General features: G+C 53.9%; 18 protein-coding genes. 15 read left to right on the top strand and 3 right to left on the bottom strand.

Features of this window, described 5'->3' with window-relative positions:
• The first annotated feature begins 139 nt into the window (after positions 1–139).
• The 3 genes from ACT53C_RS11125 to ACT53C_RS11115 all read left to right on the top strand — a co-directional run bounded on the left by ACT53C_RS11125 (position 140) and on the right by ACT53C_RS11115 (position 8,824).
• Complete coding sequence (locus ACT53C_RS11125; protein ID WP_476146174.1) at positions 140–6,130, top strand: alpha-2-macroglobulin family protein; 5,991 nt, start codon at positions 140–142, stop codon at positions 6,128–6,130.
• Positions 6,131–6,135: 5 nt separating this feature from the next.
• The gene (gene pbpC, locus ACT53C_RS11120; protein ID WP_476146172.1) at positions 6,136–8,331 is read left to right on the top strand and encodes a penicillin-binding protein 1C; all 2,196 of its coding nucleotides are present in this window, start codon (positions 6,136–6,138) and stop codon (positions 8,329–8,331) included.
• A gap of 124 nt (positions 8,332–8,455) precedes the next feature.
• Complete coding sequence (locus tag ACT53C_RS11115) at positions 8,456–8,824, top strand: hypothetical protein (RefSeq protein WP_275356879.1); 369 nt, start codon at positions 8,456–8,458, stop codon at positions 8,822–8,824.
• A 75-nt stretch (positions 8,825–8,899) separates the two neighbouring features.
• Here the strand turns inward: ACT53C_RS11115 and ACT53C_RS11110 are convergent, their stop codons facing one another.
• Positions 8,900–11,437 (bottom strand): methyl-accepting chemotaxis protein, encoded by a 2,538-nt coding sequence (locus tag ACT53C_RS11110; RefSeq protein ID WP_476146170.1) that lies wholly within the window; start codon positions 11,435–11,437, stop codon positions 8,900–8,902.
• Positions 11,438–11,705: 268 nt separating this feature from the next.
• Between ACT53C_RS11110 and greB the strand changes: the two genes are divergently transcribed.
• The 10 genes from greB to ACT53C_RS11060 all read left to right on the top strand — a co-directional run bounded on the left by greB (position 11,706) and on the right by ACT53C_RS11060 (position 18,617).
• A complete protein-coding gene (gene greB / locus ACT53C_RS11105) occupies positions 11,706–12,188 on the top strand; it encodes a transcription elongation factor GreB (RefSeq protein WP_194747074.1) in 483 nt (160 codons plus the stop codon).
• 93 nt (positions 12,189–12,281) lie between these two features.
• A complete protein-coding gene (locus ACT53C_RS11100) occupies positions 12,282–12,692 on the top strand; it encodes a hypothetical protein (RefSeq protein WP_338657244.1) in 411 nt (136 codons plus the stop codon).
• A gap of 72 nt (positions 12,693–12,764) precedes the next feature.
• Positions 12,765–13,421, top strand: coding sequence for a hypothetical protein (locus tag ACT53C_RS11095; protein ID WP_476146167.1), 657 nt, complete (start codon positions 12,765–12,767; stop codon positions 13,419–13,421).
• Between the two features lie 35 nt (positions 13,422–13,456).
• Positions 13,457–13,801 (top strand): heavy-metal-associated domain-containing protein, encoded by a 345-nt coding sequence (locus ACT53C_RS11090; RefSeq protein WP_476146165.1) that lies wholly within the window; start codon positions 13,457–13,459, stop codon positions 13,799–13,801.
• Positions 13,801–14,193 (top strand): hypothetical protein, encoded by a 393-nt coding sequence (locus ACT53C_RS11085; protein ID WP_275357220.1) that lies wholly within the window; start codon positions 13,801–13,803, stop codon positions 14,191–14,193. The genes ACT53C_RS11090 and ACT53C_RS11085 overlap by 1 nt, the downstream gene beginning before the upstream one ends.
• Positions 14,194–14,388: 195 nt before the next feature.
• On the top strand, positions 14,389–14,892 hold the full coding sequence (locus ACT53C_RS11080; RefSeq protein ID WP_275356874.1) for a 3'-5' exoribonuclease: 504 nt from the start codon (positions 14,389–14,391) through the stop codon (positions 14,890–14,892).
• An 85-nt stretch (positions 14,893–14,977) separates the two neighbouring features.
• The gene (gene earP, locus ACT53C_RS11075; protein ID WP_476146163.1) at positions 14,978–16,114 is read left to right on the top strand and encodes an elongation factor P maturation arginine rhamnosyltransferase EarP; all 1,137 of its coding nucleotides are present in this window, start codon (positions 14,978–14,980) and stop codon (positions 16,112–16,114) included.
• Positions 16,115–16,312: 198 nt separating this feature from the next.
• The gene (gene efp, locus ACT53C_RS11070) at positions 16,313–16,873 is read left to right on the top strand and encodes an elongation factor P (protein ID WP_018986563.1); all 561 of its coding nucleotides are present in this window, start codon (positions 16,313–16,315) and stop codon (positions 16,871–16,873) included.
• Positions 16,874–17,076: 203 nt separating this feature from the next.
• On the top strand, positions 17,077–17,565 hold the full coding sequence (locus ACT53C_RS11065) for a hypothetical protein (RefSeq protein WP_476146160.1): 489 nt from the start codon (positions 17,077–17,079) through the stop codon (positions 17,563–17,565).
• Between the two features lie 14 nt (positions 17,566–17,579).
• Positions 17,580–18,617: a trypsin-like serine peptidase gene (locus ACT53C_RS11060; protein WP_338657255.1), complete on the top strand. Its 1,038-nt coding sequence runs from the start codon at positions 17,580–17,582 to the stop codon at positions 18,615–18,617.
• A 3-nt stretch (positions 18,618–18,620) separates the two neighbouring features.
• On the opposite strand, the gene ACT53C_RS11055 is transcribed toward ACT53C_RS11060, so the two are convergent.
• A complete protein-coding gene (locus tag ACT53C_RS11055) occupies positions 18,621–18,881 on the bottom strand; it encodes a DUF2934 domain-containing protein (protein WP_275356870.1) in 261 nt (86 codons plus the stop codon).
• A 255-nt stretch (positions 18,882–19,136) separates the two neighbouring features.
• Here ACT53C_RS11055 and ACT53C_RS11050 point away from each other — a divergent pair, with 255 nt between their 5' ends.
• Both ACT53C_RS11050 and ACT53C_RS11045 read left to right on the top strand, forming a co-directional pair.
• Positions 19,137–20,300, top strand: coding sequence for a sugar MFS transporter (locus ACT53C_RS11050; RefSeq protein WP_476146158.1), 1,164 nt, complete (start codon positions 19,137–19,139; stop codon positions 20,298–20,300).
• Between the two features lie 109 nt (positions 20,301–20,409).
• Positions 20,410–21,270 carry a hypothetical protein gene (locus ACT53C_RS11045; RefSeq protein WP_476146156.1) on the top strand — a complete coding sequence of 287 codons (861 nt, stop codon included), beginning with the start codon at positions 20,410–20,412 and terminating at the stop codon, positions 21,268–21,270.
• A gap of 283 nt (positions 21,271–21,553) precedes the next feature.
• On the opposite strand, the gene tldD is transcribed toward ACT53C_RS11045, so the two are convergent.
• Complete coding sequence (gene tldD, locus ACT53C_RS11040; protein WP_476146154.1) at positions 21,554–22,993, bottom strand: metalloprotease TldD; 1,440 nt, start codon at positions 22,991–22,993, stop codon at positions 21,554–21,556.
• Positions 22,994–23,052 lie beyond the last annotated feature (59 nt).

Genomic DNA, 23,052 nt, shown 5'->3' with positions numbered 1-23,052 from the left:
TTGCTTATAAAAAAATTTCTCCTCACATAGCAACGATATGCGGCGACTAACGTTTGTAATCGCGCCTTGTCTGGCATAGCCATTTGAATGATTAGCGCTGCCCTTTCGTCCGCGTTTTTGCCATATGAAGGATCACGCTATGCTGGCCCGTTTTTTGACACACGCTGTTTGCGCACAACCGGCGCGGTTTTCTGAGCGCTTTGCCAGCGACTGGATGACTGCAAGTTGGCTGTCTGTCTGTTGTGTGCTCTGGCAAGGGTTGCTGGCAGGAAATGTCTTAGCTGCAGACGCGGACACGCAAGCGCGCGTGACCTTTGCACCGCAAGGCGAGGTGAAGGCGGTCAGACAAGTCAGCGCCCGGTTTTCGCTGCCCATGGTGGCTTTTGGCGACCCGCGCTTGCCTGCACCGTTTGACATTCAATGCGATGCCAAAGGGCAGGGGCATTGGCTGGATGACAGGCAGTGGGTGTATGACTTTGAGACCGATTTACCGGCCGGTTTGCAATGCCGCTTTTCTGTTAAAAAAGGGTTGCAGACTATCGCGGGTACCCCTGTTCCGTCGCAATCTTTCAATTTTTCAACCGGTGGGCCAGCCATCGTCACCTCGCTGCCAGAAGAGGGCATCGAATATATCGATGAGTCGCAAGTGTTTTTGCTGGGGCTGGATGCCCCCGTCAATGAGGACAGTGTCAAGCAGCATGCGGCTTGCAGCATACAAGGGGTGGGCGAGTTATTTCCGCTCAAGTTGATCACGGGCCAGGCCCGCGAGCAGATTCTGCGTGAGCAAAAAGACCGCGCCAGCCAGTTGTTTTCGGTGTTGTTTAAAAATGCCCAGCAAGGTCTGCTCTCGGTCAAAGACCGCCGTATGCAGCAGGCAAACATTGTGGTCGCGCAATGTAGCCGCCCATTGCCAGCGGGCAGTGAGGTGAGTTTGCATTGGGATGCAGGCATCACCTCGGTTAGTGGCGTGGTTGCTAACAAGCCGCAAGTGCTGCGGTTTAAAGTCCGCGATGCGTTTAAGGTGAATGCAAGCTGTACACGCACCAATGCCAAGGCCGGCTGTATTCCAGTATTGCCGATACAGGTACAGTTTAATGCGCCCGTCAGTCGTCGCCTGGCTGAAGCCATCCGCCTCAAACTGCCGGATGGCAGCACGCAAAAACCGGTGATTGCAGACTCTGCACAAGGTGAGACCTTGGAGTCGGTGCAATTTAAAGGACCGTTTACCGCGAATAGCCGGGTGGTGCTGCAATTGCCAGGTGACTTTAAAGACGATGCCGGGCGCGTGCCGGTCAATGCGCGCGCTTTCCCGTTGGCGATGACAATGGATGTCGATCCGCCCTTGATCAAGTTCCCCGCAAAATTTGGCATTCTGGAGCGTTATGCCCAACCTGCCTTGCCGGTGACGGTGCGTAATGTCGAGGTTACCTTGCAAGGCGCGCGCATTACCCCCGGCGCCAATGCCGAGCAATCTGGCCGTATGGGCCGCTTGCAACCAGAAGATGATGCCGAATTAGCTGCCTGGTATTTTAAAGTCACCCAGCATCCTTATGGCAGTGGGGAGTCTGACGCCTTTTTGAAAGCGCATGACCGTTACCCGCGCGAGGGGGAAATCCCGTTGCTAATTGGCAATCAGGAGGTGACTTCCAGTGAGATCCGCCTGCCGCGCAGGCAAGGGCAGAAAACGTTTGAGGTGTTGGGCATCCCGCTGCAAAAGCCGGGATTCTATGTGGTCGAATTTGCCAGTGACCGCCTGGGTGCGGCTTTGCATGGCGAACAAAAACCTTATTTTGTCTCCTCTAGTGCATTGGTGACCAACCTGGCCGTGCATTATAAAAAAGGTCATGAGTCCTCGCTGGTATGGGTGACGCGGCTGGATAATGCCAAACCGGTTTCAGGGGCCGAAGTCAGGGTGTCCACCTGCGATGGCGTCTTGCTCTGGCAAGGCAAAACCGACCGCCAGGGCCGCGCAAATATTGCACAGGCGCTCGAAGACAATTACCGAAAAAGTTGTTACGGTCATCTGGTCACGGCACGCAAAGACGATGATTTGTCGTTTATGTTTTCACAGTGGGATGATGGCCTCAGCCCTTGGCAGTTTAACTTGGGCGGCGGCGAGACCGCAGGCCCGGTACTGGCGCATACGGTGTTTGACCGCCCCTTGTTCCGCGCCGGTGAAACCGTCTCCATGAAGCACTTTGTGCGCATGCATACTGGCAAGGGACTGCGTCTGCCCGAGCGTTTACCGGATGAAATTACCCTGACGCATCAGGGCAGCGGCGAAACCGAGACGCGCGCGGTGCGCTGGGCCAATGCGGCCGGGACGTCCAGCTGGGCAATCCCCAAAGAGGCCAAGCTGGGTACCTATGTCGTGACCATGAATGTCGATGGCATGGAGGTAACGATGGGGCATTTTAGGGTTGAGCAATACCGCGTACCCCTGATGCATGCCAGCCTCAAACCGCCTGCCGCACCCGTGATCAACCAGCGTCAATTGCAGGTCGATGTGCAACTCAACTATCTGGCGGGTGGACCTGCGGCAGGCTTGCCGGTCAAATTCCGCAGCCGGCTAGAGCCTTATACCCAGCAGTTTGGCCAGTATGAGGCGTTTAGCTTTGGCGGCGAGCGGCCACAGGAAGGGCTGCACGCCATACAACCTTTTTCTTATGACCCGGAAGAAGGCTGGAGTGATGGGCAATCCTCGGATCAAGCGTCTGCTGACAGTGACAAGCGCTACCCGCCCCGCACGCAGGCAGTGACGCTGGATGGCAGTGGCGGTGCGCGTGTCACGTTTGACCGTTTGCCCAGTGTACGTACCGCCCATGCCTTGCAGGTGGAGATGGAATATGCCGACCCCAACGGCCAGATACTGACGGCAGCCACGCAAGCGCTGCTGCTGCCCTCGGCTGTGAATCTGGGCATTAAAATGGACAGTTATTTTGCGACGCAGGAGAGCCTAGCGTTTAAGGTGCTGGCGCTGGATAGCACAGGCAAACCGCTGGTGCGGCAGACGGTCGCTGTTGAGGCCTACCAGCGGCATACCTATGCCTACCGTAAACGGTTGCTGGGCGGGTTTTATGCGTATGAACAAACCGCTGAAGTCAAACATGTGGGCGCGGTTTGCGATGGGCAAACCGATGGCCAGGGCTTGCTGAGTTGCAAGGGGGCAGCTCCAGCCAGTGGCGAATTGATTCTGGTGGCAACCACCAAAGACAGCAAAAAACAGCCTGCCATCGCCAGCCAGGAAGTGTATGTGGCTGACGAAGACGGCTGGTATAGCGCAGGCGCCAGCGACCGCATTGATATTCTGGCTGACAAGCGCGAATATGCCCCGGGCGAAACGGCGCAATTTGAAGTGCGCATGCCTTTCCGCGAAGCGACAGCCCTGGTGACGGTGGAGCGTGAAGGCGTACTGGCTTCGTTTGTCAGCAAGATCAGCATGAAGTCGCCCATCGTCAAGGTGCCGATTGCGGCCGAATATGGACCCAATGCTTATGTGTCGGTGATGGTGGTGCGTGGCCGGGTTGATCCGCAAGCGCCCGGACGCTTTGCCTGGCTCAAGCGCATGGTCTATCAGGTGGGCCAGTTTTTAGGCCTGGTCGATCATTTGCCGGTTGAAGTGGATACGCGGCCGACCGCGCTGGTGGATTTAAGCAAGCCTGCCTTCAAGCTCGGCATGACGCAAATCAAGGTGGGCTGGCAGGGGTATGCCCTCAAGGTCAAGGTGGAGCCTGAACGTACGGTTTACCGGGTGCGCGAGCAGGCCAAGGTGAAGCTGACGGTGACAGACCCGGCAGGCAAGCCGCTCTCGAATGCTGAGGTGGCACTGGCTGCAGTGGATGAAGGCTTGCTGCAACTGGCCAAGCCGGATTCCTGGCAGTTGCTGGAGGCCATGATGCAGCGGCGGCCGATTGAGGTCTATACCTCAACGGCACAGTCACAGGTAATCGGTAAACGCCACTTTGGTAAAAAAGCCGTCGCGCCAGGCGGCGGTGGCGGACAAGGCGCTAACGCACGCGAGCTGTTTGATACCTTGCTGCTGTGGAAGCCCGTGATCAAGCTGGATAAACATGGCCAGGCCAGTGTCAGCATCCCACTGAATGATGCCTTGACCAGTTTCCGGATTGCTGCGATTGCCCATGCCGGTGCATCCCGTTTTGGCTCAGGCAGTGCGCTGATCCGCACCACGCAAGACCTGATGCTGTTTTCTGGATTGCCGCCGTTTGTGCGTGAAGGCGACCAGCTGCAGGCGATGGTGACCGTGCGCAATGCCAGCCAGCGGCCCCTCACCACGCAAGTGACTGCTACTCCGTTAGGTGTTGAGGGCGCACCCAAACCGCAGCGCGTCAAGCTGGCCGCTGGTCAGGCGGCGACGCTGGCGTTTGCGGTCCGCGTGCCTTACAACCTGACCGGCCTGGACTGGCAAATAGACGCGGCGGTGGTCGGCGAGTCTAGCGCGCAACCCCCAAATCGCTTGCAGATCAAAGACCGCTTAAAAGTTCACCAGCAGGTCGGTGCCGCGTATCCGGTTCGTGTCTACCAGCAGACCATACAGCAGTTGCAAGCTGGTCAGCCCTGGCAGATGACGGTACAAGCGCCAGCGCAGGCGGTACCGGGCCGGGGTGGTATAGACGTGCGGCTTAACCGCTCGCTGGTCGGTAGTCTGGGCAGCGTGCGCGAATGGATGCAGCGCTATCCCTATATCTGTTTGGAACAGCGCGCCTCGGTGGCGGTGACGCTGGAGGATCAGGCCCGCTGGAATAGCGTGATGCTCAGTCTGGGGCAGCACCTCGATGGCGATGGCCTGGCGCGTTATTTCCCTATGGATTGGTTGCAAGGCGATGACAGCCTCACCAGTTATTTATTGCAAATTGCCGATGCTGCAGGCTATGACATCCCGGACACCGCGCGTGAGCGCATGCTCAAAGGGCTGGAAGATTTTGTCGCTGGCCGCATTCACCGCTATGGCAGCATTCAAACGGCAGATGTCGTGTTGCGCAAGCTGGCGGCGATTGATGCCCTGGCACGCTATGACCATGCCAGACCAGAAATGCTGGACGCGCTGGAGATTCGTCCCGAGCTGTGGCCGACCTCAGGCGTGATTGACTGGTTATCCATACTCAAACACATGCCAGCGCTGCCAGAGGCTGAGCAAAAGCGCGCCCAGGCCATGCAGGTGCTGCAATCGCGCTGGATGGTCTCAGGCACGCAGTTCACATTTTCGACTGAAAAACAGGATGACTTGTGGTGGTTGATGGTGTCGCCCGACGTGAATGCGGCGCGTACGCTGGACTTGCTGGCGGCAGACCCGCAATTGCCTGCCGAGGATGCGGGCCGTCTCGCCCGTGGCCTGTTGTCGCGACAACAGGCCGGCCATTGGCGGACCACCTTGGCCAATGCCTGGGGCGTGCTGGCGTTGCGGCATTTCCAGAAAGCCCATGAACAGACGGCGGTGACTGGCCAGGTCGAGCTTAGCTTGGCCGGGCAAAGCCAGCATTTGCCTTGGTCACGTGCCGCCTTTGCCAAGCCTGCTAAAGCAATGACTAGCGCCACCCAGCCAGCGCCTTGGGCCGAAGCGGGGGGATTGCTGACGCAGTATGCCTGGCCGCAGGCGGCAGCTCCGCTGCAAATCCAGCAACAGGGTGAAGGCAAGCCTTGGGCATTTGTCACCGCTAAAGCGGCTTTACCGTTGCAAGCCCCGCTGTTTGCCGGCTATCGCTTGCAACGTGAAGTCATGCCAGTGTCGCAAAAAACGGCTGGCCGCTGGCAACGGGGCGATGTCTACCGCGTCCGTCTCACGGTAGAGGCGCAAGCCGACATGACCTGGGTGGTCATCAATGACCCGGTGCCCAGTGGCGCGACCATCCTCGGCAGTGGCCTGGGCGGAGACAGCCAGCAACTGACGCAAAACGAGCAACGCCTGGGCTGGCAACGCCCGGCCTATGAAGAGCGCGCACTGGATGGTTTCAGGGCTTATTATGCCTACGTGCCCAAGGGTAAATTCACGGTCGAATATACGGTCAGACTCAATCAGCCCGGCCAGTTCAGCCTGCCTGGCAGCCGGGTGGAGGCTATGTATGCGCCAGAAGTGTTTGCCGAGTTGCCGGTGCCTGCCATGCAGGTACAGTGAGATTGATGCGACGTTTCCTCCTGCCATTGTGGTTCAGCCTGCGCAGTCGTCCGTGGCTTTGCGCAGTGCTGGCCCTGCTGGCCGGAATCTGCTTGCTGATCCTGTGGGTGGCGACAGTGAAGGTGCCAGACTTCGGCCAGTTTAAGCAACACAGCCAGAGTTCAGAGGCCTGGCTGCTGGATCGACATGGCGCACCGCTGCAACGCTTGCGCCTGAATCATGATTACCGCAGGCTGGACTGGGTGCCGCTGGCACAGATTTCCCCACGCTTGCAGCAGGCCATGCTGGTGGCCGAGGACAAGCGCTTTTATCAGCATGCGGGGGTGGATCCGTGGGCCCTGTTGTCTGCCATCTGGGATAACCTGCATCGCCCGCATCGACGCGGCGGGAGTACATTGACCATGCAGTTAGCCAAGTTATGGCTGCAAGACACCCAGCCCGGCTTTTCAAACACCTCACCATGGCGCTTCAAGCTGGCACAAATTCGCCTGGCACTGGCCATTGATCATGATTGGCAGAAAAACCAGATTCTGGAGGCGTATTTAAATCGGGTGACGTTTCGTGGCGAACTGGTGGGCATCGATGCGGCCGCGCGTGGCTTGCTGGCCAAAGGCCCGGCGGCACTGGATCGTCTGGATGCCGCCTTGCTGGCAGCGTTGGTGCGGGCGCCAGCCGCCAGTGCTTCACGTCTGGCCAGGCGTGCTTGCGATGTGCTGACGCATACGCACACGCAGGATGCACGCAAAGACTGCGAGCGCTTGTGGATACGCGCCGCCTTGTTGCCGAAACGGCCTTTCCCCATGGCCGGGCAGGATGATGCGCCTCATGTGGCCAGGCGGTTGCTCACACAGGCCGGACAGCGTGACCGCAGCAGCTTGGATGCCAGTCTGCAACGTTTTGCCCGGCAAACATTGCAAACCCATCTGGCTCAACTGGCCAGCCAGCATGTGACCGACGGCGCGGTGCTGGTGCTTGACAATACCAGTGGCGAGGTACTGGCCTATGTTGGCTCCAGCGGCGATTTATCCGGGGCTGCAGCGGTGGATGGCGTGGCCGCGTTGCGGCAGCCAGGGTCTACGCTCAAGCCTTTTTTGTATGCACTGGCGATAGATCAGGGCTGGTTGCAAGCCGCCTCGGTGCTGGATGACTCACCGCTGGCACTGACCACGCCCAGCGGCTTGTATATTCCACAAGACTATGACCGCCATTTTCATGGCGCGGTCAGTGTGCGCACGGCGCTCGCCTCATCGTTAAATGTACCTGCCGTGCGCGCGTTAACCCTGGTGGGTGTGGACCGTTTTTTACACACCCTGCAACAGCTGGGCTTGCAGGATTTGAAGCAGGACGCCGATTTTTATGGTTTTGGCCTTGCTCTGGGCGGTGCCGAAACCAGCTTGCTCCAGCTCACCAATGCTTACCGGGCACTGGCCAATGGGGGCCAGTGGCAGCCAATCCGTTTTCACACAGGCACCAAGCCTTTGTCCCCATCACGCCAGGTGTTCACTCCGCAAACCAGCTTTATCATCGGTGATATTTTGTCTGACCCGGTGGCGCGCAGTATGACTTTTGGCTTGTCCAGCCCATTATCGACGCGGGGATGGGCGGCGGTGAAAACCGGCACCAGCAAAGGCATGCGAGACAACTGGGCGATCGGCTACAGCCAGCGCTATACGGTAGGGGTTTGGGTCGGTAACTTTTCTGGCGAGCCAATGTGGGATGTGTCAGGCGTGACAGGCGCAGCGCCGGTGTGGCGTGACATCATGGAATATCTGCACCGGGACAGCGCGTCTACGCCGCCGGTGCCGCCAGCCGGTGTCGTGGCGCAAACCGTGCATTATGAGCCAGCCATCGAGGCTCCCCGGCAGGAATGGGTGCTAGGCAATGCGCCACTGCCAGCCACAACCACCCTTCGTCTGGCACCGCTACAAGCACAGCTGATTGCGCCACCGGCGGGGGCGGTGATTGCGCCAGACCCCGATATTCCCGACCGCAAGCAAGCCTTGCTGGTGCAAGCCGCCTGGAGCGGGCAGGGCTGTCTGTATCTGGATCAGCACTTGATCAACCAATGCCGTTTGCCACAACTGACGATTCCTTTGCCGCCCCCAGGCAAACATGTCTTAAGCCTGCGGGACAAGCACGGCCAGCTGTTGGATCAGCACCCGTTTGAAGTGCGGGCGATAGCCCTTAAAGCCCCGGCTTAAGTCTAGGGCCAGGCGGCCACAAGGCAAACTGTTAGCCATGACAATAAATATGGCTGTACAAGTGATTTATCCCTTATGATTCAGCCATACAATTCATCATTTACGGAAGAGCAGGATTTTAAACATGCGTGTATTAAAGTGGCTGTTATGGTTATTGTTGCCGGTGGCCTTGTTTGCACTCTATACCTGGGCCAGCTTGAGTTGGGTGTATTCATCGGGGGACAGGGTCGGCTATGTGCAAAAACTCTCCAATAAAGGCTGGTTGTGCAAAACCTGGGAGGGTGAGTTGGTGCTGGTCACCGTGCCCGGCACCCAGGCCGAGAAGTTTTACTTTACCGTGCGCGATCCGGCCGTGATTCCCAAAATCAATGCCTTGTCTGGTGAGCGCGTCCGGTTGCAATATGAAGAGCACAAGGGCGTGCCGTCAAGCTGCTTTGGTGAGACCAGCTACTACGTTTATAACGTGTTAAAGGTGAATGACGATTACAATTAACCGTGAAGCACAAAAAATGCGCCCAGGCCGGGCGCATTTTTTTTGACCATTTTTATGCCTGGAGCTAGGCAAGCTTCAGGCACTTAAGCGCCACGTCTGTTGTGGCAGGGCGAGTGTTTCTTCTGGTGTTGCCTCCAGTTTGAACTGATTGACGGAGGCCACCAGGGTGTGCACCTGTTCCAGCATGCTTTCTGCGGCCGCGGCAGCTTCTTCTACCAAGGCGGCATTTTGCTGCGTGGTCTCGTCGATGGCGGTCATGGAGGCATAAATCTGCTGCATGCCGTCACTTTGCTGACCGGCTGCCTCGGAGATAGCGCCTATGCTACTGGACACCTGTTGCACCGCCAGCACAATGTCCTGCATGGTGCGACCGGCTTGCCCCACTTGTTTGGCACTGATATTGGTTTGGCTGACCGAGGCGGCAATCAATTCCTTGATCTCTTTGGCTGAAGCGGCCGAGCGGGTGGCCAGGTTGCGCACTTCGCCTGCCACCACGGCAAAGCCACGGCCAGCTTCACCGGCACGCGCAGCTTCTACCGCTGCATTCAGCGCCAGGATGTTGGTCTGAAAGGCAATGCTGTCAATCACGCTGGTGATTTGGGCGATCTGGTCCGAGGTCTCATTGATACCTTGCATGGTGGACGACAGTGCTTTAAAGGCATCGCCGCCTTGCAAGGCCATCTGGTTGGCCTGACTGGCCTGCTGGCGGGCCTGACGCGCATGGTCGGCCGTTTGCTTGATATGGCTGGTCAGGGTTTCCAGGCTGGCTGATGTTTCTTGCAGGGCATTGGCTTGCGTCTCGGTGCGGCGTGACAGGTCGTTATTACCTTTTTCAATTTCTGCGGCAGCCACCTGTATGGTTTCAGCCGCTTGCTTGACGGTTTCTATCGGCGCCACCATGCGTTGCAGAATCTCTTGTGAGCCTTGCAAGGCCAGCCTGAAATCGCCAGCATGCGCCGTCACATCCACCAGGCTATACAGTTGGCCTTGCTGGGCTTCATCGGCAATCTGGCGCGTATCGGCTACCAGTCGCTTCACGGACAGGATGCAGGTGTTCAGATTGTTGATCAGCACCTTGAAGTCGCCATGGTACTGGTTATGGATAGGGGCGGGCAGATCTCCTGCCGCAATGCGTTTCACGCAGTCTGCCGCCACATGTAGTGGCGAGACCACCGCGTCCAGGGTCTGGTTGATGCCCTGGATAATCTGACGGAAATCCCCGGCGTGTGCTTCAACGTCTACCCGTGTATCCAGTTTGCCCTGTTGTGCGTCCGAGGCCAGGTGATGAACATCGCTGATCAGCTGGTGAATCGCCTGTGCGCAGTGCTGCAGGCTGGTTTGCATCAGGTTAAAGTCACCGGCAAACTGGGTGTCAATCCGGGTCGGAATATTGCCTGCCGCCATTTGATCCAGATAATGCGCCGTGGTCTGCAAGGGCGTGACCACGGCATCCAGCGTCTGGTTAAAGCCGGCCACAATCTGCCTGAATTCCCCCTGATGACGTGATTCATCCACGCGTGTGGAGAGTTGGCCCTGTTCCGCGGCGGCTGACAGCGTATGCACATCTTCCATCAGGCGTTTGAAGTTTTGGCGTACCTGCTCAATGCTCTGATTGATATAGCTGCGTTGACCAGGGAAAGCCGCCAGTGGCTGGTTGAAATCCCCTTCGCCAAAGGCTGTGACCACCTGCAAAGACTGGCTCTGCGCCTCAATATGCTCCTCGACCATCTGGTTAATGCCTGAAGTCAGTTGCTGATAGGCGCCCGCAAATTGGCTGCTGTCTATGCGGTAATCAATCATGCCGGCCCGGTGCTGGCTGGACATTTCATTCAGGGATTGCACGATGTTCTGAATATTGGCTTGCATGCGCTGCATTTCGTTTAACAGCCGGGCAGTTTCGTCGCTCCCTTGTGCCGCTGCCTGCACAATAAACTGACCATTGGCGATATGCTGCGACATGCTCAGTGCCTGATCGAGCGGTCTGGTGATGGAGTGGGTCATTTTCCAGGCGATGAGCATGGCCATGACTATCGCCACCAGTAATGCGATTTCGATCTGCTTGTTCGCGCTGGCAATGGTGGATGCAAATTGCGCAGAAGCATCCGACACGCCTGCAGTATTCATATCCATCAGCAGCCTGAGGGAATGATTTAATGGCTTGTCTGCGCCTTTGACTGTCGCATCAATCTCAGTCACGCCCATGCCTTCGTTTTTGAGCGCTTCGCAGCGTTTCATGGCGTCACGATAAGTGGTCAGGGCAAGGGTGATATTACCTAAAATCTCTTTTTCCTGGGCATTGAGCGCGCCGGTCGCGGCATAGGCTTGCATGGCTTGTTCAATATCGGTGAGGCCTTGTTCAAATTTGCGGGCTTCGCGGCCGCCTCTGAGGATGTAATTTTTAAAGTGATGTACCGCATCCCCCAGGCCTTTGCTGGCGTTTTCGATCTGGGTTCGTTTGGTCAGTTGTACGGTTTCAAACTGTTGCCAGGTCTGGTGGATATGATTAAACCCGCGCCAGGCAATCACAAAAATAAAGGTGGTAAATAAAATCAGCAATCCATAACTTAAAAACAAACGGGTGCCGACATTGAGATGGGCGAGAGACTTTTTCATGCAATTCCTCAGGGACAAACTTGAACAACGGCCAGTCATCAGGCTGGTGTGGGCGTGCAGATTGCAACGCTCAACCTATTTACGTAAAACAAGGTCTGAACTAAAGCGTTTTCATCAAACTTTCACAAATGTTTCACAAAGGGAGGATGCAACAGGCGAATGGCTGCTTGGCGGGTACTAGACGCATGATGTTGTATGATATGCTCGGCGAGCATGGGATTGCCTCTGAAGTCAGCGTGCGGGGCACAAAAAATGGATTTGGAATTGAATGGCTGAACAAAAAAACTATATTACGCCCGAGGGCTATGCCGCCCTGGAGAAAGAGTTTCAATACCTGATTAAAGTCGACCGGCCAGAGGTGGTCCGCGTGGTGAGCTGGGCGGCAGGCAACGGTGACCGCAGCGAAAATGGGGATTACATCTACGGCAAACGACGCTTGCGGCAGATTGATTCGCGTATCCGCTTTTTAACCAAACGCATGGAAGCAGCCGAGATTGTTTACAGCCATACGCAAACCAATACTGAAAAAGTGTTTTTTGGCGCCTGGGTGACCTTGTTTAACCTTGGTGATGACAGCGAAAAAACCATACGCATCGTCGGCCAGGATGAGTTGGATCCTTCACAAGGCTATATTTCGTGGGTATCGCCGATGGCGAGAGCGCTGCTGGGCAAAAATCTGGGCGATACCGTACATGTGGTGACGCCAGGGGCCGACACCGAGTATGAAATTATTGATATCCGTTATGCCTGATGGAAGCATCGCGCCGCTCCCGCTGCTGGCAGCGTCATGTAAAAGTATCGACAAAGACTTGAACTAATCATCGCCAGGCCTTATCCTAAAGACATGCGTAAACGTCTCTGCTTGTTCCTGATTTGCTGGTTGCCATGCTTTGTCATGGCTGCCAACGTCATGTCATTGCAGATGACCTTGGCTGACCAGGCCTTCAATCTGGCCGCGCATGCTGTGTCTTCTCATGACCGCTCTGCTCAAGTGCAATCGCAGGCCGAGGCCATGCCTTGCCACCATATGGCAGACGCGCATGAACATGCCATGCCTGAAGGGGATAGTGAAGTCGCGCCCGGTCATCAGTGCAGTGTCTGCGGTTTTTGCATGGTCAGCACCGGTGTGGCCGATCTACAAGCTTTTCCAGCGGTTGTCTTCTTCGCACAGTCTCATGCTGCCCCCTTGTTTGAGGCAGATCCTGTGCACTCACAAACTTACCCTCCCGCGATCAAGCCACCCATATTCGCTTAACGCCCAGGACAAATCCGTCCGTACCTAGCGTTTTTGCACAATGCGTTTTTGCATTTTGAATATGGAGGCTATATGTTTAAGCAACTTTATGTTGCCTGTGGCGCCTTCTTGCTCAGCCAGATTAGTTTGACCGCCCACGCGGCGGCGCTGATGGGGTTTGAGGACAGCGCCATGCTCATGACCGAGATCGGTCGCTACAACCAGGAATGGATGTTAAATTACTCGCCCACCTTTGGGCATGCCATTGGCGTCGAGCAAATGCGCATGTCGGGGAAAGGCGAGCAAGCCACCACCATTTCCGGGATCAATTACACCGGCATCATCAAACGCTGGAACCTGCCGTCTGCCCAGGCCAATGTCTGGTTTAACGGCAGCGTCGGCGAGGCAAGCGGTCATTATGATGGCTTTGCCTATACGCCCAGCCTGCAATTTGATGTGGAGTCTACCCGGCTGTATTTTCTCGCCAAGGCGCGCATGATCCGCGCCCCTCACATGAACTATGACACCGCCGCCGTGCAAGCCGGGTTTTCATTTTATGAAACCGGCTTTAACGAGACCCAGCCATGGTTTGTGATGGAGGTTAAAACCATGCGCAACAACGATCCGTCCGTGCAGGTGACGCCTGCACTAAGGCTCATCAACAAAAACTACTTTCTTGAGTTTGGGGTGACCAATCCCTGGCAAGGCGAGGGCTTTGCGCCGCGCCTGAATGCCATGTTTGTGTTTTAACCCTGATTGAATATTGAATAAAAGGAATCTGAATCATGAAAAAATTACTGATCACATTGATGTTGTCTGCAATGACCCCTGCGGCTTTTGCCGTGACCACGATCAAGGCCGAAGTCAACGGCATGGTCTGCGCGTTTTGTGCCAAAGGCATCGAGAAAAAACTCAATGCCTTGCCACAGAAACAGGCCGCATTTGTTGACCTGAAAAGCCGGGTGGTTGCCTTGCAACTCAAAGATGGCCAAGAGGTCTCCGATGCGGCCTTTAGCAAAGTGATTGAAGATGCTGGCTATACGGTGGCCAAGCTGGCCCGGGTGAACCAGACTGTTGAAGCGATTCAGGCAGAAGTGGCCAAGACGGATCACCAGGCAGGTAGCAAATGATGGCCGCAGAAATCAATCATTTGCAGGCGAGCAAGCGCTTGAATCTGCTGTCGCTATTCACCAGTGGCTCGACGTTGATTTGCTGTGCCTTGCCAGCCACGCTGGTGGCGATCGGCTCGGTGGCAACCTTGACCAGCCTGATCAGCCATTTTCCGCAACTGATCTGGATCAGCGAGCATAAGCCGCTGGTGTTTGGCCTGGCCGGCAGCATGTTGCTGCTGGCCGGCATCATGCAGTGGCGTGCGCGCAATTTGCCTTGCCCGGTGGATCCACAGTTAGCCAAGCTATGCCAGCAAACCCGGCGGCAAAGCCTGTGGATTTACGGGTTTTCTGTGGTCATCTTTTTGGTCGGCAGCTTCTTTGCTTTTATTGCCCCCTTATTGATCGCTTGAGTTGCATCCCCTGGTGTTGGATGAATCAGGGGGAGGACATTCAGCCGCGTTTATGCGGCTGAATGTCAATAAGCGGTTGAAAACAAATGCTTTTAATTCATTTGCACGTCATATTCCTGCGTATAATTCTGTTTCATTAAAGAAGTCCGTCTTTTTGACGATGACTTAATTAGAAAAACAATGCAGAGAGTTGCCATGAATCCACCTATCATCATCGACATTGAAGCCTCTGGCTTTGGCGCTGGCAGTTATCCGGTCGAAATTGGCTATGTGGATAAAAGCGGGCAGACCTGGAGTGCGCAAGTACAGCCGCATGCGGACTGGCTGCACTGGGATGATGAAGCGGAAAAACTACACCATCAATCCCGTCAGTCGCTGGAAACTTATGGCGCGACGGCACGCGAGATTGCCTTGCATTTGAATCATATGCTCAATGGCAAAACGGTGTATACCGATGGCTGGTATCAAGACTTTGTCTGGTTACACGGCTTGTATGAGGCCGCTGGCTTAAGCCCCAACTTCAAGCTTGAGGATTTGAGCCTGACGCTCACGCTTGACCAGAAAGCCATCTGGCATGAGACCAAGCAGCGTCTGCGTGAGCAAATGGCTTTGGAGCCCCATCGCGCGTCGACCGATGCCAAGCTGTTGCAATTGACCTGGCTGGAAACCGCTGAAATGACTACCGCCTCAGCGGCATAAACGCACCAGGCTGACGACCACAGGCAAGATCGGGTAGACTAGCGCTTCCTGAGTTTCAGCGGCATTCCCCCGTTTTATTCCTCCTATGTGTGCGACTCATATACACCCTGTTGCGTCACTTTCCCAAGCTGTGTCTGGCGCCCGCTGGGATATTTTTTGTAAAGTGGTGGATAACTTTGGCGATATTGGCGTGTGCTGGCGCCTGGCCAGGCAATTGGCCGATGAGTACGATATTGCACTGCGCCTGTGGGTGGATGATCTTGCGTTGGCCGAACGTTTTGCGGGTGCTGGGCATGCCCGCATTGAGATACGGCACTGGACTGCAGACGCAGATTTTTCACCAGCGGCCGATATCGTCATTGAAACCTTTGGCTGTGGTTTGCCTGAGACTTATCAGCAAGCCATGCTGCAAGGCGCTGCCACTTGGGTCAATGTTGATTACTTATCTGCAGAACCCTGGGTAGAGGGGTTTCATGCACAACCCTCACCACAAGCCAATGGTTTGATCCGTTATTTCTTTTACCCCGGGTTTACGCCGCAGACCGGTGGCCTGCTGCGTGAGGCCAGTTTGCCCGCATGGCAGGCGACGGCGCAGTGGTCAAGCTTTGAATTTGCTTCGCCGATAGCCGCATCCCCTCGCACACTGACGCTCTCCTTATTTTGCTACGCGCATGCCCCGCTGGCTGCATTGGTGACGTCGCTTGCGCAGTCTCTCCAGCCAGTGTTTGTGCTGGTGCCAGAAACCGTCGCGCCTATGCTGGCCGAGGTGCTAGGCAGCAGCCCATTGCGGGTGGGTGAGACGATCCAGCGCGAGCAGTGTACGTTTCTCGTCATTCCGTTTTTATCGCAAGCGGATTACGACCGCCTGCTTTACTTGTGCGATGTGAATTTTGTCCGTGGGGAGGATAGCTGGATACGGGCATTGTGGGCAGGCAAACCCATGGTATGGTTGCCGTATCAGCAAAGCGAAGAAACGCATCTGGTTAAACTCAATGCCTTTCTCGATCACTATCTGGCACAAGCCGAAGCCTCGGTTGCCGAAACCGTGCGTGAAACCATGCTGGCCTGGGCACGCGGGCACTGGCGTCCTGACTTGTGGCAATCGCTGGTCGCTGCATTACCCGCGCTTGCCAGCCATGCGCAAGCGTTTAAAGCGCAACAATCGCAGCAGCCAGATCTCGCCACCAACTTGGTGCGTTTTATTGAGAAAATCCGGCGTTAAGTGAGCGATGAGCATAAAGCGCAAGGCGCTAACAACGCAGCAAGCAAGGCAGTCGATGAGATACGGCTTGCGCACGGGTCCCGCGCAACACAGCAATTTGCAAGCGTGGTCACTTAATCCCTTGTTTTCTTGAGAAATGTCACGCATATCGGGTATAATCCGGCGTTTTAAAATCCCGCATACAAATTAAGGCTTATTATGAAAATCGCTCAAGAACTCCGCGTTGGCAACGTAGTGATGATTGGCAACGACCCGATGGTGGTTGTAAAGACTGAATACAACAAATCCGGCCGTAACGCGGCTGTGGTGAAAATGAAAATGAAAAACTTGTTGACTGAAGCGCCTAGCGAAAACGTCTACAACGCACAGGACAAGTTTGATGTGATCGTGCTCGAAAAGAAAGAAGTGACTTACTCTTACTTTGCTGATCCTACCTACGTATTTATGGATGCTGAATACAACCAATATGATGTGGACGCTGAGTTTATGGAAGACGCGCTGCCATACCTCGAAGACGGCATGCCCTGTGAAGTGCGTTTCTACGAAGGCAAAGCGATTTCTATCGAACTGCCAACCACTGTGGTGCGTGAGATCACTTATACCGAGCCTGCAGTCAAAGGCGATACTTCAGGTAAAGTCATGAAACCAGCAAAAATCGCTTCCGGTTTTGAAATTCCAGTGCCTTTGTTTGTGAACCAGGGCGACAAAATCGAGATCGATACCCGCACAGGTGAATACCGCAACCGCGTGATGAAATAATTCCTCTGCTTGCGATGGACAACCCCGGTTTTTCCGGGGTTTTTTATTGCCTGCCGCTGGAGATGACAGTGCGATGATGCCTGGTAGTGCGTCATTCTAGGAAATAATGCAACCGTTCAAGTGAAACATTCACTATCTGCGCTTAAAATTTTTCCATGACAATCGCTGACAGCTTTACATCATTTCAATCTTGGGGGTGTGCAATGCGTGATCAGCGAGTCAAAAAAACAAGCTTCTTCCTGTTGTCCGTGGTGTTGGGGGCGACGCTGTTCAGCAGTGTGTCTGTCCATGCAGAAGGAGAGGGCAAAGCAGACCCCAGATCACTCAAACATCCCCTGATCGGTTATTGGGAATCCAGATTGCCCGAGAGTGGTTGCCTCGAAACCTACTGGTTTAAAGAAGACGGCACAGCGGTTTTTACTAGCGGCGACGAGCAACTTGAAGCGCGTTATGAAGTCACCCCGCAACCGGATGAACATGGTTTTTTCAAGTTGAATCATCGCGTGACCTTAAGCAACAAGGCCCTGGATTGCACCAAACAACATTCTGAAATCAATACCGAGCAAACCAGTTTTGTGCTGTTTAAACCTGATGGCAGCAGTTTTATTTCTTGTGATGACGATGATCCTTCGCTTGAAAGCTGTTTTGGCCCCATAGAGTTAAAAAATAACGCTGCCAGAAGCTTGCACTAAGCGGTTTAACCCTGATGTGGTACATCAAGCAAGGCTTGCTCAGGCGGATTGCGCCTGTGCTCGTGGTGTGTCTGGGATTGACCATGGGCTATCCCACGCAAGCCATTATTCACGGGCTCACGTTTCCGGGTATGACGATCTCCACGGTCAAGCTCAGCATACAGCATGCACACTTTTTACAGTCTGTTGAAAAGTGGGAGTATTACGACTCGATTTGCAGTGCAGCGATTGTGGGCCTCAAACCATTGACGCTGATTACCGCTGCGCATTGCATGAAAGAAGTGCGGCTGACCGGCCCCAAAGATTTGCCCGTGGTAGGCATTGCGCAACCTGAACTGCTGGGGCTTGAGGACGTGCGCTTAAAACAAGCCTTCTACCGGCCCTTTGATCGTGTGGCTGAAGATTTGACTCAGGATGTCGCTGTGCTGGTATTTGATGCCAAAGTACAAAGCCTGATCCAACCGCTGCGCATTCGCATCGACGACCATGTGCCAGATGTCATTATGATTTGCGGCTATGGGCGCGGTTATGGCGAGGCGGATACGCGGCATCCGCGCTGTGGCGAACGCAAGCCGGTGCATGACCTGTCGGATTTTTATCAGATATTGCCCAAGCCCTATCGCGACATGGACGAGATGTTGCACCTGCAAGCACAGACCCAGTTTGCCTATACGCAAGAACTGGTGCATGCCGAAAAGGCGCTGCTGGCGGTAAACCGATTAAACGACCTCGACCAGTACGACCATACCATTCCCATGCCTACGGTGGGCGATTCTGGCGGGCCGTGGTTGGTGTTGAACGCACAAGGCCAATACGAGTTATTGGCGATTACCAGCCTGGTTGAACGTTTTTATAATCCAAGCGCAAACTGGCCGTTCTTCCAGAAACAGGTGCCGTTGTCGGAGTATCCATACGTGGCGTATGGACTCAAGTTAAGCCATCCAGAAGTGTTAGGATTTTTACAATATGCACAACATAGCGGTGCCGATATTCAGTTCACGTCGGCACCGTTAAATCATTATGGCAAGCGGCCTGCAAACCCAGGCCGCTGAGATTCAGGCATTCAGCTTGTGATCAATTTCTTTTTCAGCTTGTAGCCAGTAATCCATGTGGCTATCGCCAAAACCATTTTTCTCTGCGATATAGTAGGCCGCAACTTCAATCATCTTGTAACGCTCTTCGCTGGTGATAATAGAAGGTTTTACAGACTTTTTACGGGGGCTGGCAGATTTGGTTTTTGGGGTGTCAGTTTTAGGGGCCGCTTTTTTGGCGCTGGTTTTTTTTGCGGATACATCAGTGGTCTTGCTGGTTGCCATACATAACTCCTTGGTCTAGAGATGAATGAAAATAAAGCTTGTGGCCTTGTCATACTCATATTACAAACGGTAACCCGTCATCGTCAAGCGGCTAACTTCCTGAATATGCAGGGAATTTGATATGTGTCAGCTATTTTTGCTGTTTGAAGCAGTTTTCCCATGCAAGTTCACTGGATTTACAAAATCATGGAGGCTCTTCCAAAGTCAGCGCATCTATGGTGTAGTGACGGCAATTCATTATTTTTTAAAATAAATATGTACAAAAAAGCACTCACCTCGCTGACCATCCTGTTTTTTATGATGGGCTTTATCACCTGCCTGAACGATATTCTGGTGCCTTACCTGAAAGCCATCTTTTCCCTGAGCTATGCCCAGGCGGCCTTAATCCAGTTCTGTTTTTTTGCCGCTTATGGCCTGACCTCCATTCCTTTCAGCAAGTTGATTGAGCAAGTCGGCTACCAAAAGGGCATGGTGATCGGCTTTGCCCTGGCTGCACTGGGCTGCCTGTTTTTTTACCCGGCGGTGTTGTTGCATACCTACGCCTTGTTCCTTGGGGCCTTGTTCGTGCTTGCTTCCGGCATCGTATTGCTGCAAGTGGCCGCGAATCCATGCGTCTCCATCATCGGCCCTAAAGAAACCGCTTCTTCCAGACTGACCATGGCTCAAGCCTTTAACTCTCTCGGCACCTTTGTCGCCCCGTTTTTTGGCGCCTATTTCATCCTCTCTGGCTTGACCAACTCCAGCTATGCCGAAGGCGTGGTCTATCCTTATTTCCTGATCGCTAGCGTATTGATCGTGATCGCAGTCGTGCTATCACGCATCAACCTGTCAGGGATCGAAAGCGCAGAAGCAGACGAGAGCAGCTGGTCTGAAGTATTGCAAGAAAAAGGCCTGTTACTGGGCGTAATCGGTATTTTTGCCTACGTTGGCGCTGAAGTCTCGATAGGCAGTTTTCTGGTCAACTATGTGATGGAGATCAGCCATGTTGCTGAAACCCAGGCCGCACCGTTGGTGGCTTTGTACTGGGGCGGCGCCATGGTTGGCCGCTTTATCGGCATCTTCACCCTAAAGGCATTCGCCCCCGCCAAGGTACTCATCACCCACGCATTGCTCTCGGTCATGTTTATTCTGGTCTCCATGCAAAGCACGGGCAATCTGGCGATTGCCACCATGGTGCTGGTCGGCTTGTGTAACTCCATTATGTTCCCGACTATTTTCACACTGGGCATTAAAGGCCTAAAAGCCGGACAGGAGAAAAAAGGCTCAGGCTTGCTCGCAACGGCAATTGTAGGCGGCGCAGTGATCCCACTTTTGACCGGCTTGCTCGCTGATCGCTTGGGAATACACCATGCCTTTGTGTTACCGGTGATTTGTTATGCTTATATCGCTTACTTTGGCATGCATAATTTGAAGTCATAACCTCTAAGGCTGTATGGTGGGCAACTTGTTGCCCACCATACAAAACTACAAACAGTGAAAAGAGTGAAAGCTAATAGTATCTAGAATTAAAAGTACTTAGGAGGAATTGGTGTCAAAGACAAACTCTGTTAAGCGAAACCAACCTATCACGCACTGCATATTTTGTGGCGTTGAAAATCCTACTAGTGAAGAACACATATTGCCGGCATGGGTGTATCGAGCTCTCGATAAAGCTCAAATTCCTTATAACAAGATATCTAAATATTCACATATTACTTTGAGCGGAGTTGTTACTGATGAGTTGCACGTTAAATCAGACGATGCAACGTCCCCAATTCTTTGTGAAAAGTGCAATCACTCCTGGAGCGGGAATATACAGAATGACGCAGCTTCAATTCTCACACCAGTAATTCAAGGGGAGTGGAAACCATTAAACAAGAAACAAATTGCCAAAATACTACGTTGGTTTTCATGTTACTTAATGGTAAGAGAAATGATTCATGATTCGCATGAATCTCATTCCCAACAAGCAAGGACTGATCTCAGATTTAAAGGTTTATTCCCCAGATCTTTGAATGTTTGGATAGGTCAGCTTAATTTAACGGATCTAAATACAATCTTGAGAGGGCTTCGTAGCCAAGAGAAAGATGATAAATGGTACCGAATGCAGATTTCGGTCAGCACAATCGGACATTTCATCATTATAAGTTATGGAGCATTACCTAATGGACGTAGTGGTGTTGAGACACAGGCGTATATAAATGTTTGCAACTTCTTAGACACATTAGGCTTTGCTCAAATAATGAAATTTAATAGAGTGTTTACAGAATCAGTAATTGATCCACCTTTGCTTAATGAGTATGCAGGTGTATACGCTATGTGTGATGCAATAACTGAGACTTTATTTAATGGATATGAAACGTATCAGATTTTTGACATGCACCAGCCTGCTAGAATGATGTGGGCTTAAAAACAGATAATTGTTTAGGCGTAATGTGGAACTTGAGACTATTACGAAAAGTGTCGATGACAAATTAAATAGTATTAAAATGCAAGATAGAAAAATAACTAGCACAGCACTATTTTAATAATGTAATGGTAAATAACACGGAAAAGTGTTGCGTAGCTTTTATGCTAATTTGCTACTGACTCTAAGTTATTGAATTTCATCAAACTTAAAGTGGGTAAGTTGTAGTCCCCCGCGGCAACTCGAGCCCGATGGTCTAAGTTAATTAAATCTATAACTCTAACAGTTAAGCCGACGTCCCACCCACCGTCAATCCATCAATCTTCAAAGTTGGCTGCCCAACCCCCACTGGCACACTCTGACCTTCTTTACCACAAGTCCCTACGCCGCTATCCAACGCCATATCATTGCCTATCATGCTCACACGTTTCAGTACGTCAGGGCCGTTACCTATCAGTGTTGCACCTTTCACCGGATAGGTGATTTGGCCATCTTCAATCATGTAGGCTTCAGCGGCACTAAACACGAACTTGCCGCTAGTGATATCTACCTGGCCGCCGCCAAAGTTGGCTGCGTAGAGGCCTTTTTTGACTGACTTGATAATCTCTTGCGGGTCTTTGTCGCCGTTGAGCATATAGGTGTTGGTCATGCGCGGCATGGGGATATGCGCGTAGCTTTCGCGGCGGGCGTTGCCGGTGAGGCTCATGCCCATCAGGCGGGCGTTGAGCGTATCCTGGATGTAGCCGCGCAGGATGCCGTCTTCAATCAATACGGTTTTTTCCGGGGCGTTGCCTTCGTCGTCCATGGTCAGGGAGCCGCGGCGGTCTGCGATAGTGCCGTCATCGACAATGGTGATGCCTTTGGCGGCCACTTGCTGGCCGATCATATTGCTAAAAGCGCTGCTGCCTTTGCGGTTAAAGTCGCCTTCGAGGCCGTGGCCGATGGCTTCGTGCAGCAAAATGCCGGGCCAGCCGCTGCCGAGCACGACGGTCATGCTGCCTGCCGGGGCAGGGCGGGCATCCAGATTAACCAGGGCTTGATGCACGGCTTTTTGTGCGTAGTCTTGCAGCACTTCATCGGTGAAGTAGCTGTAATCAAAGCGGCCACCGCCACCGCTGGAGCCTTGTTCGCGACGGCCATTGTGTTCGGCGATGACTTGTAGGGAGACGCGCACCAGCGGGCGCACATCGCCTGCCATGACGCCGTCACTGCGGGCGACCATGACGACTTCGTATTCGGCGGCCATGGAGGCCATCACTTGCGTGACGCGAGGGTCTTGAGCCTTGGCGTAACGTTCTAGTTTTTCGAGCAGCTTGACCTTGGCGTCTGCACTGAGGCTGGCAATCGGGTCTTGCGGCAGATAGAGTGGCAGGTGGCTGCGGGTGACGATGCTGTGGCCGGTTTTTTCTTGCCCCAGGCTGGCGATGGCGCGGGTGGCACTGGCGGCTTGTTGCAGGGCGTCGAGGTGGATGTCATCCGAATAGGCAAAAGCCGTTTTTTCGCCGCTGACGGCGCGCACGCCAACACCCTGGTCGATATTGAAACTGCCGGATTTGACCTGACCTTCTTCCAGGCCCCAGGATTCGCTTCGGCTGTATTGAAAATACAGGTCGGCGTAGTCGATATTGTGCGTCATCATGCCGGAGAGCACATTGGTCAGCGCTTCTTGATCCAGTCCAGCAGGGCGCAGCAGTAAGTCGTTGGCTGTGGTCAGGTGTGTTTGCATAGTGGGTCTACTTTACTTTCAGCGTCTGGTGAGCGGGTTATTTTGGTTTGAGTGATTTT

This window comes from Methylophilus sp. DMC14 (assembly GCF_056314085.1).
This window is presented reverse-complemented; position numbering and strand designations above follow the sequence as displayed.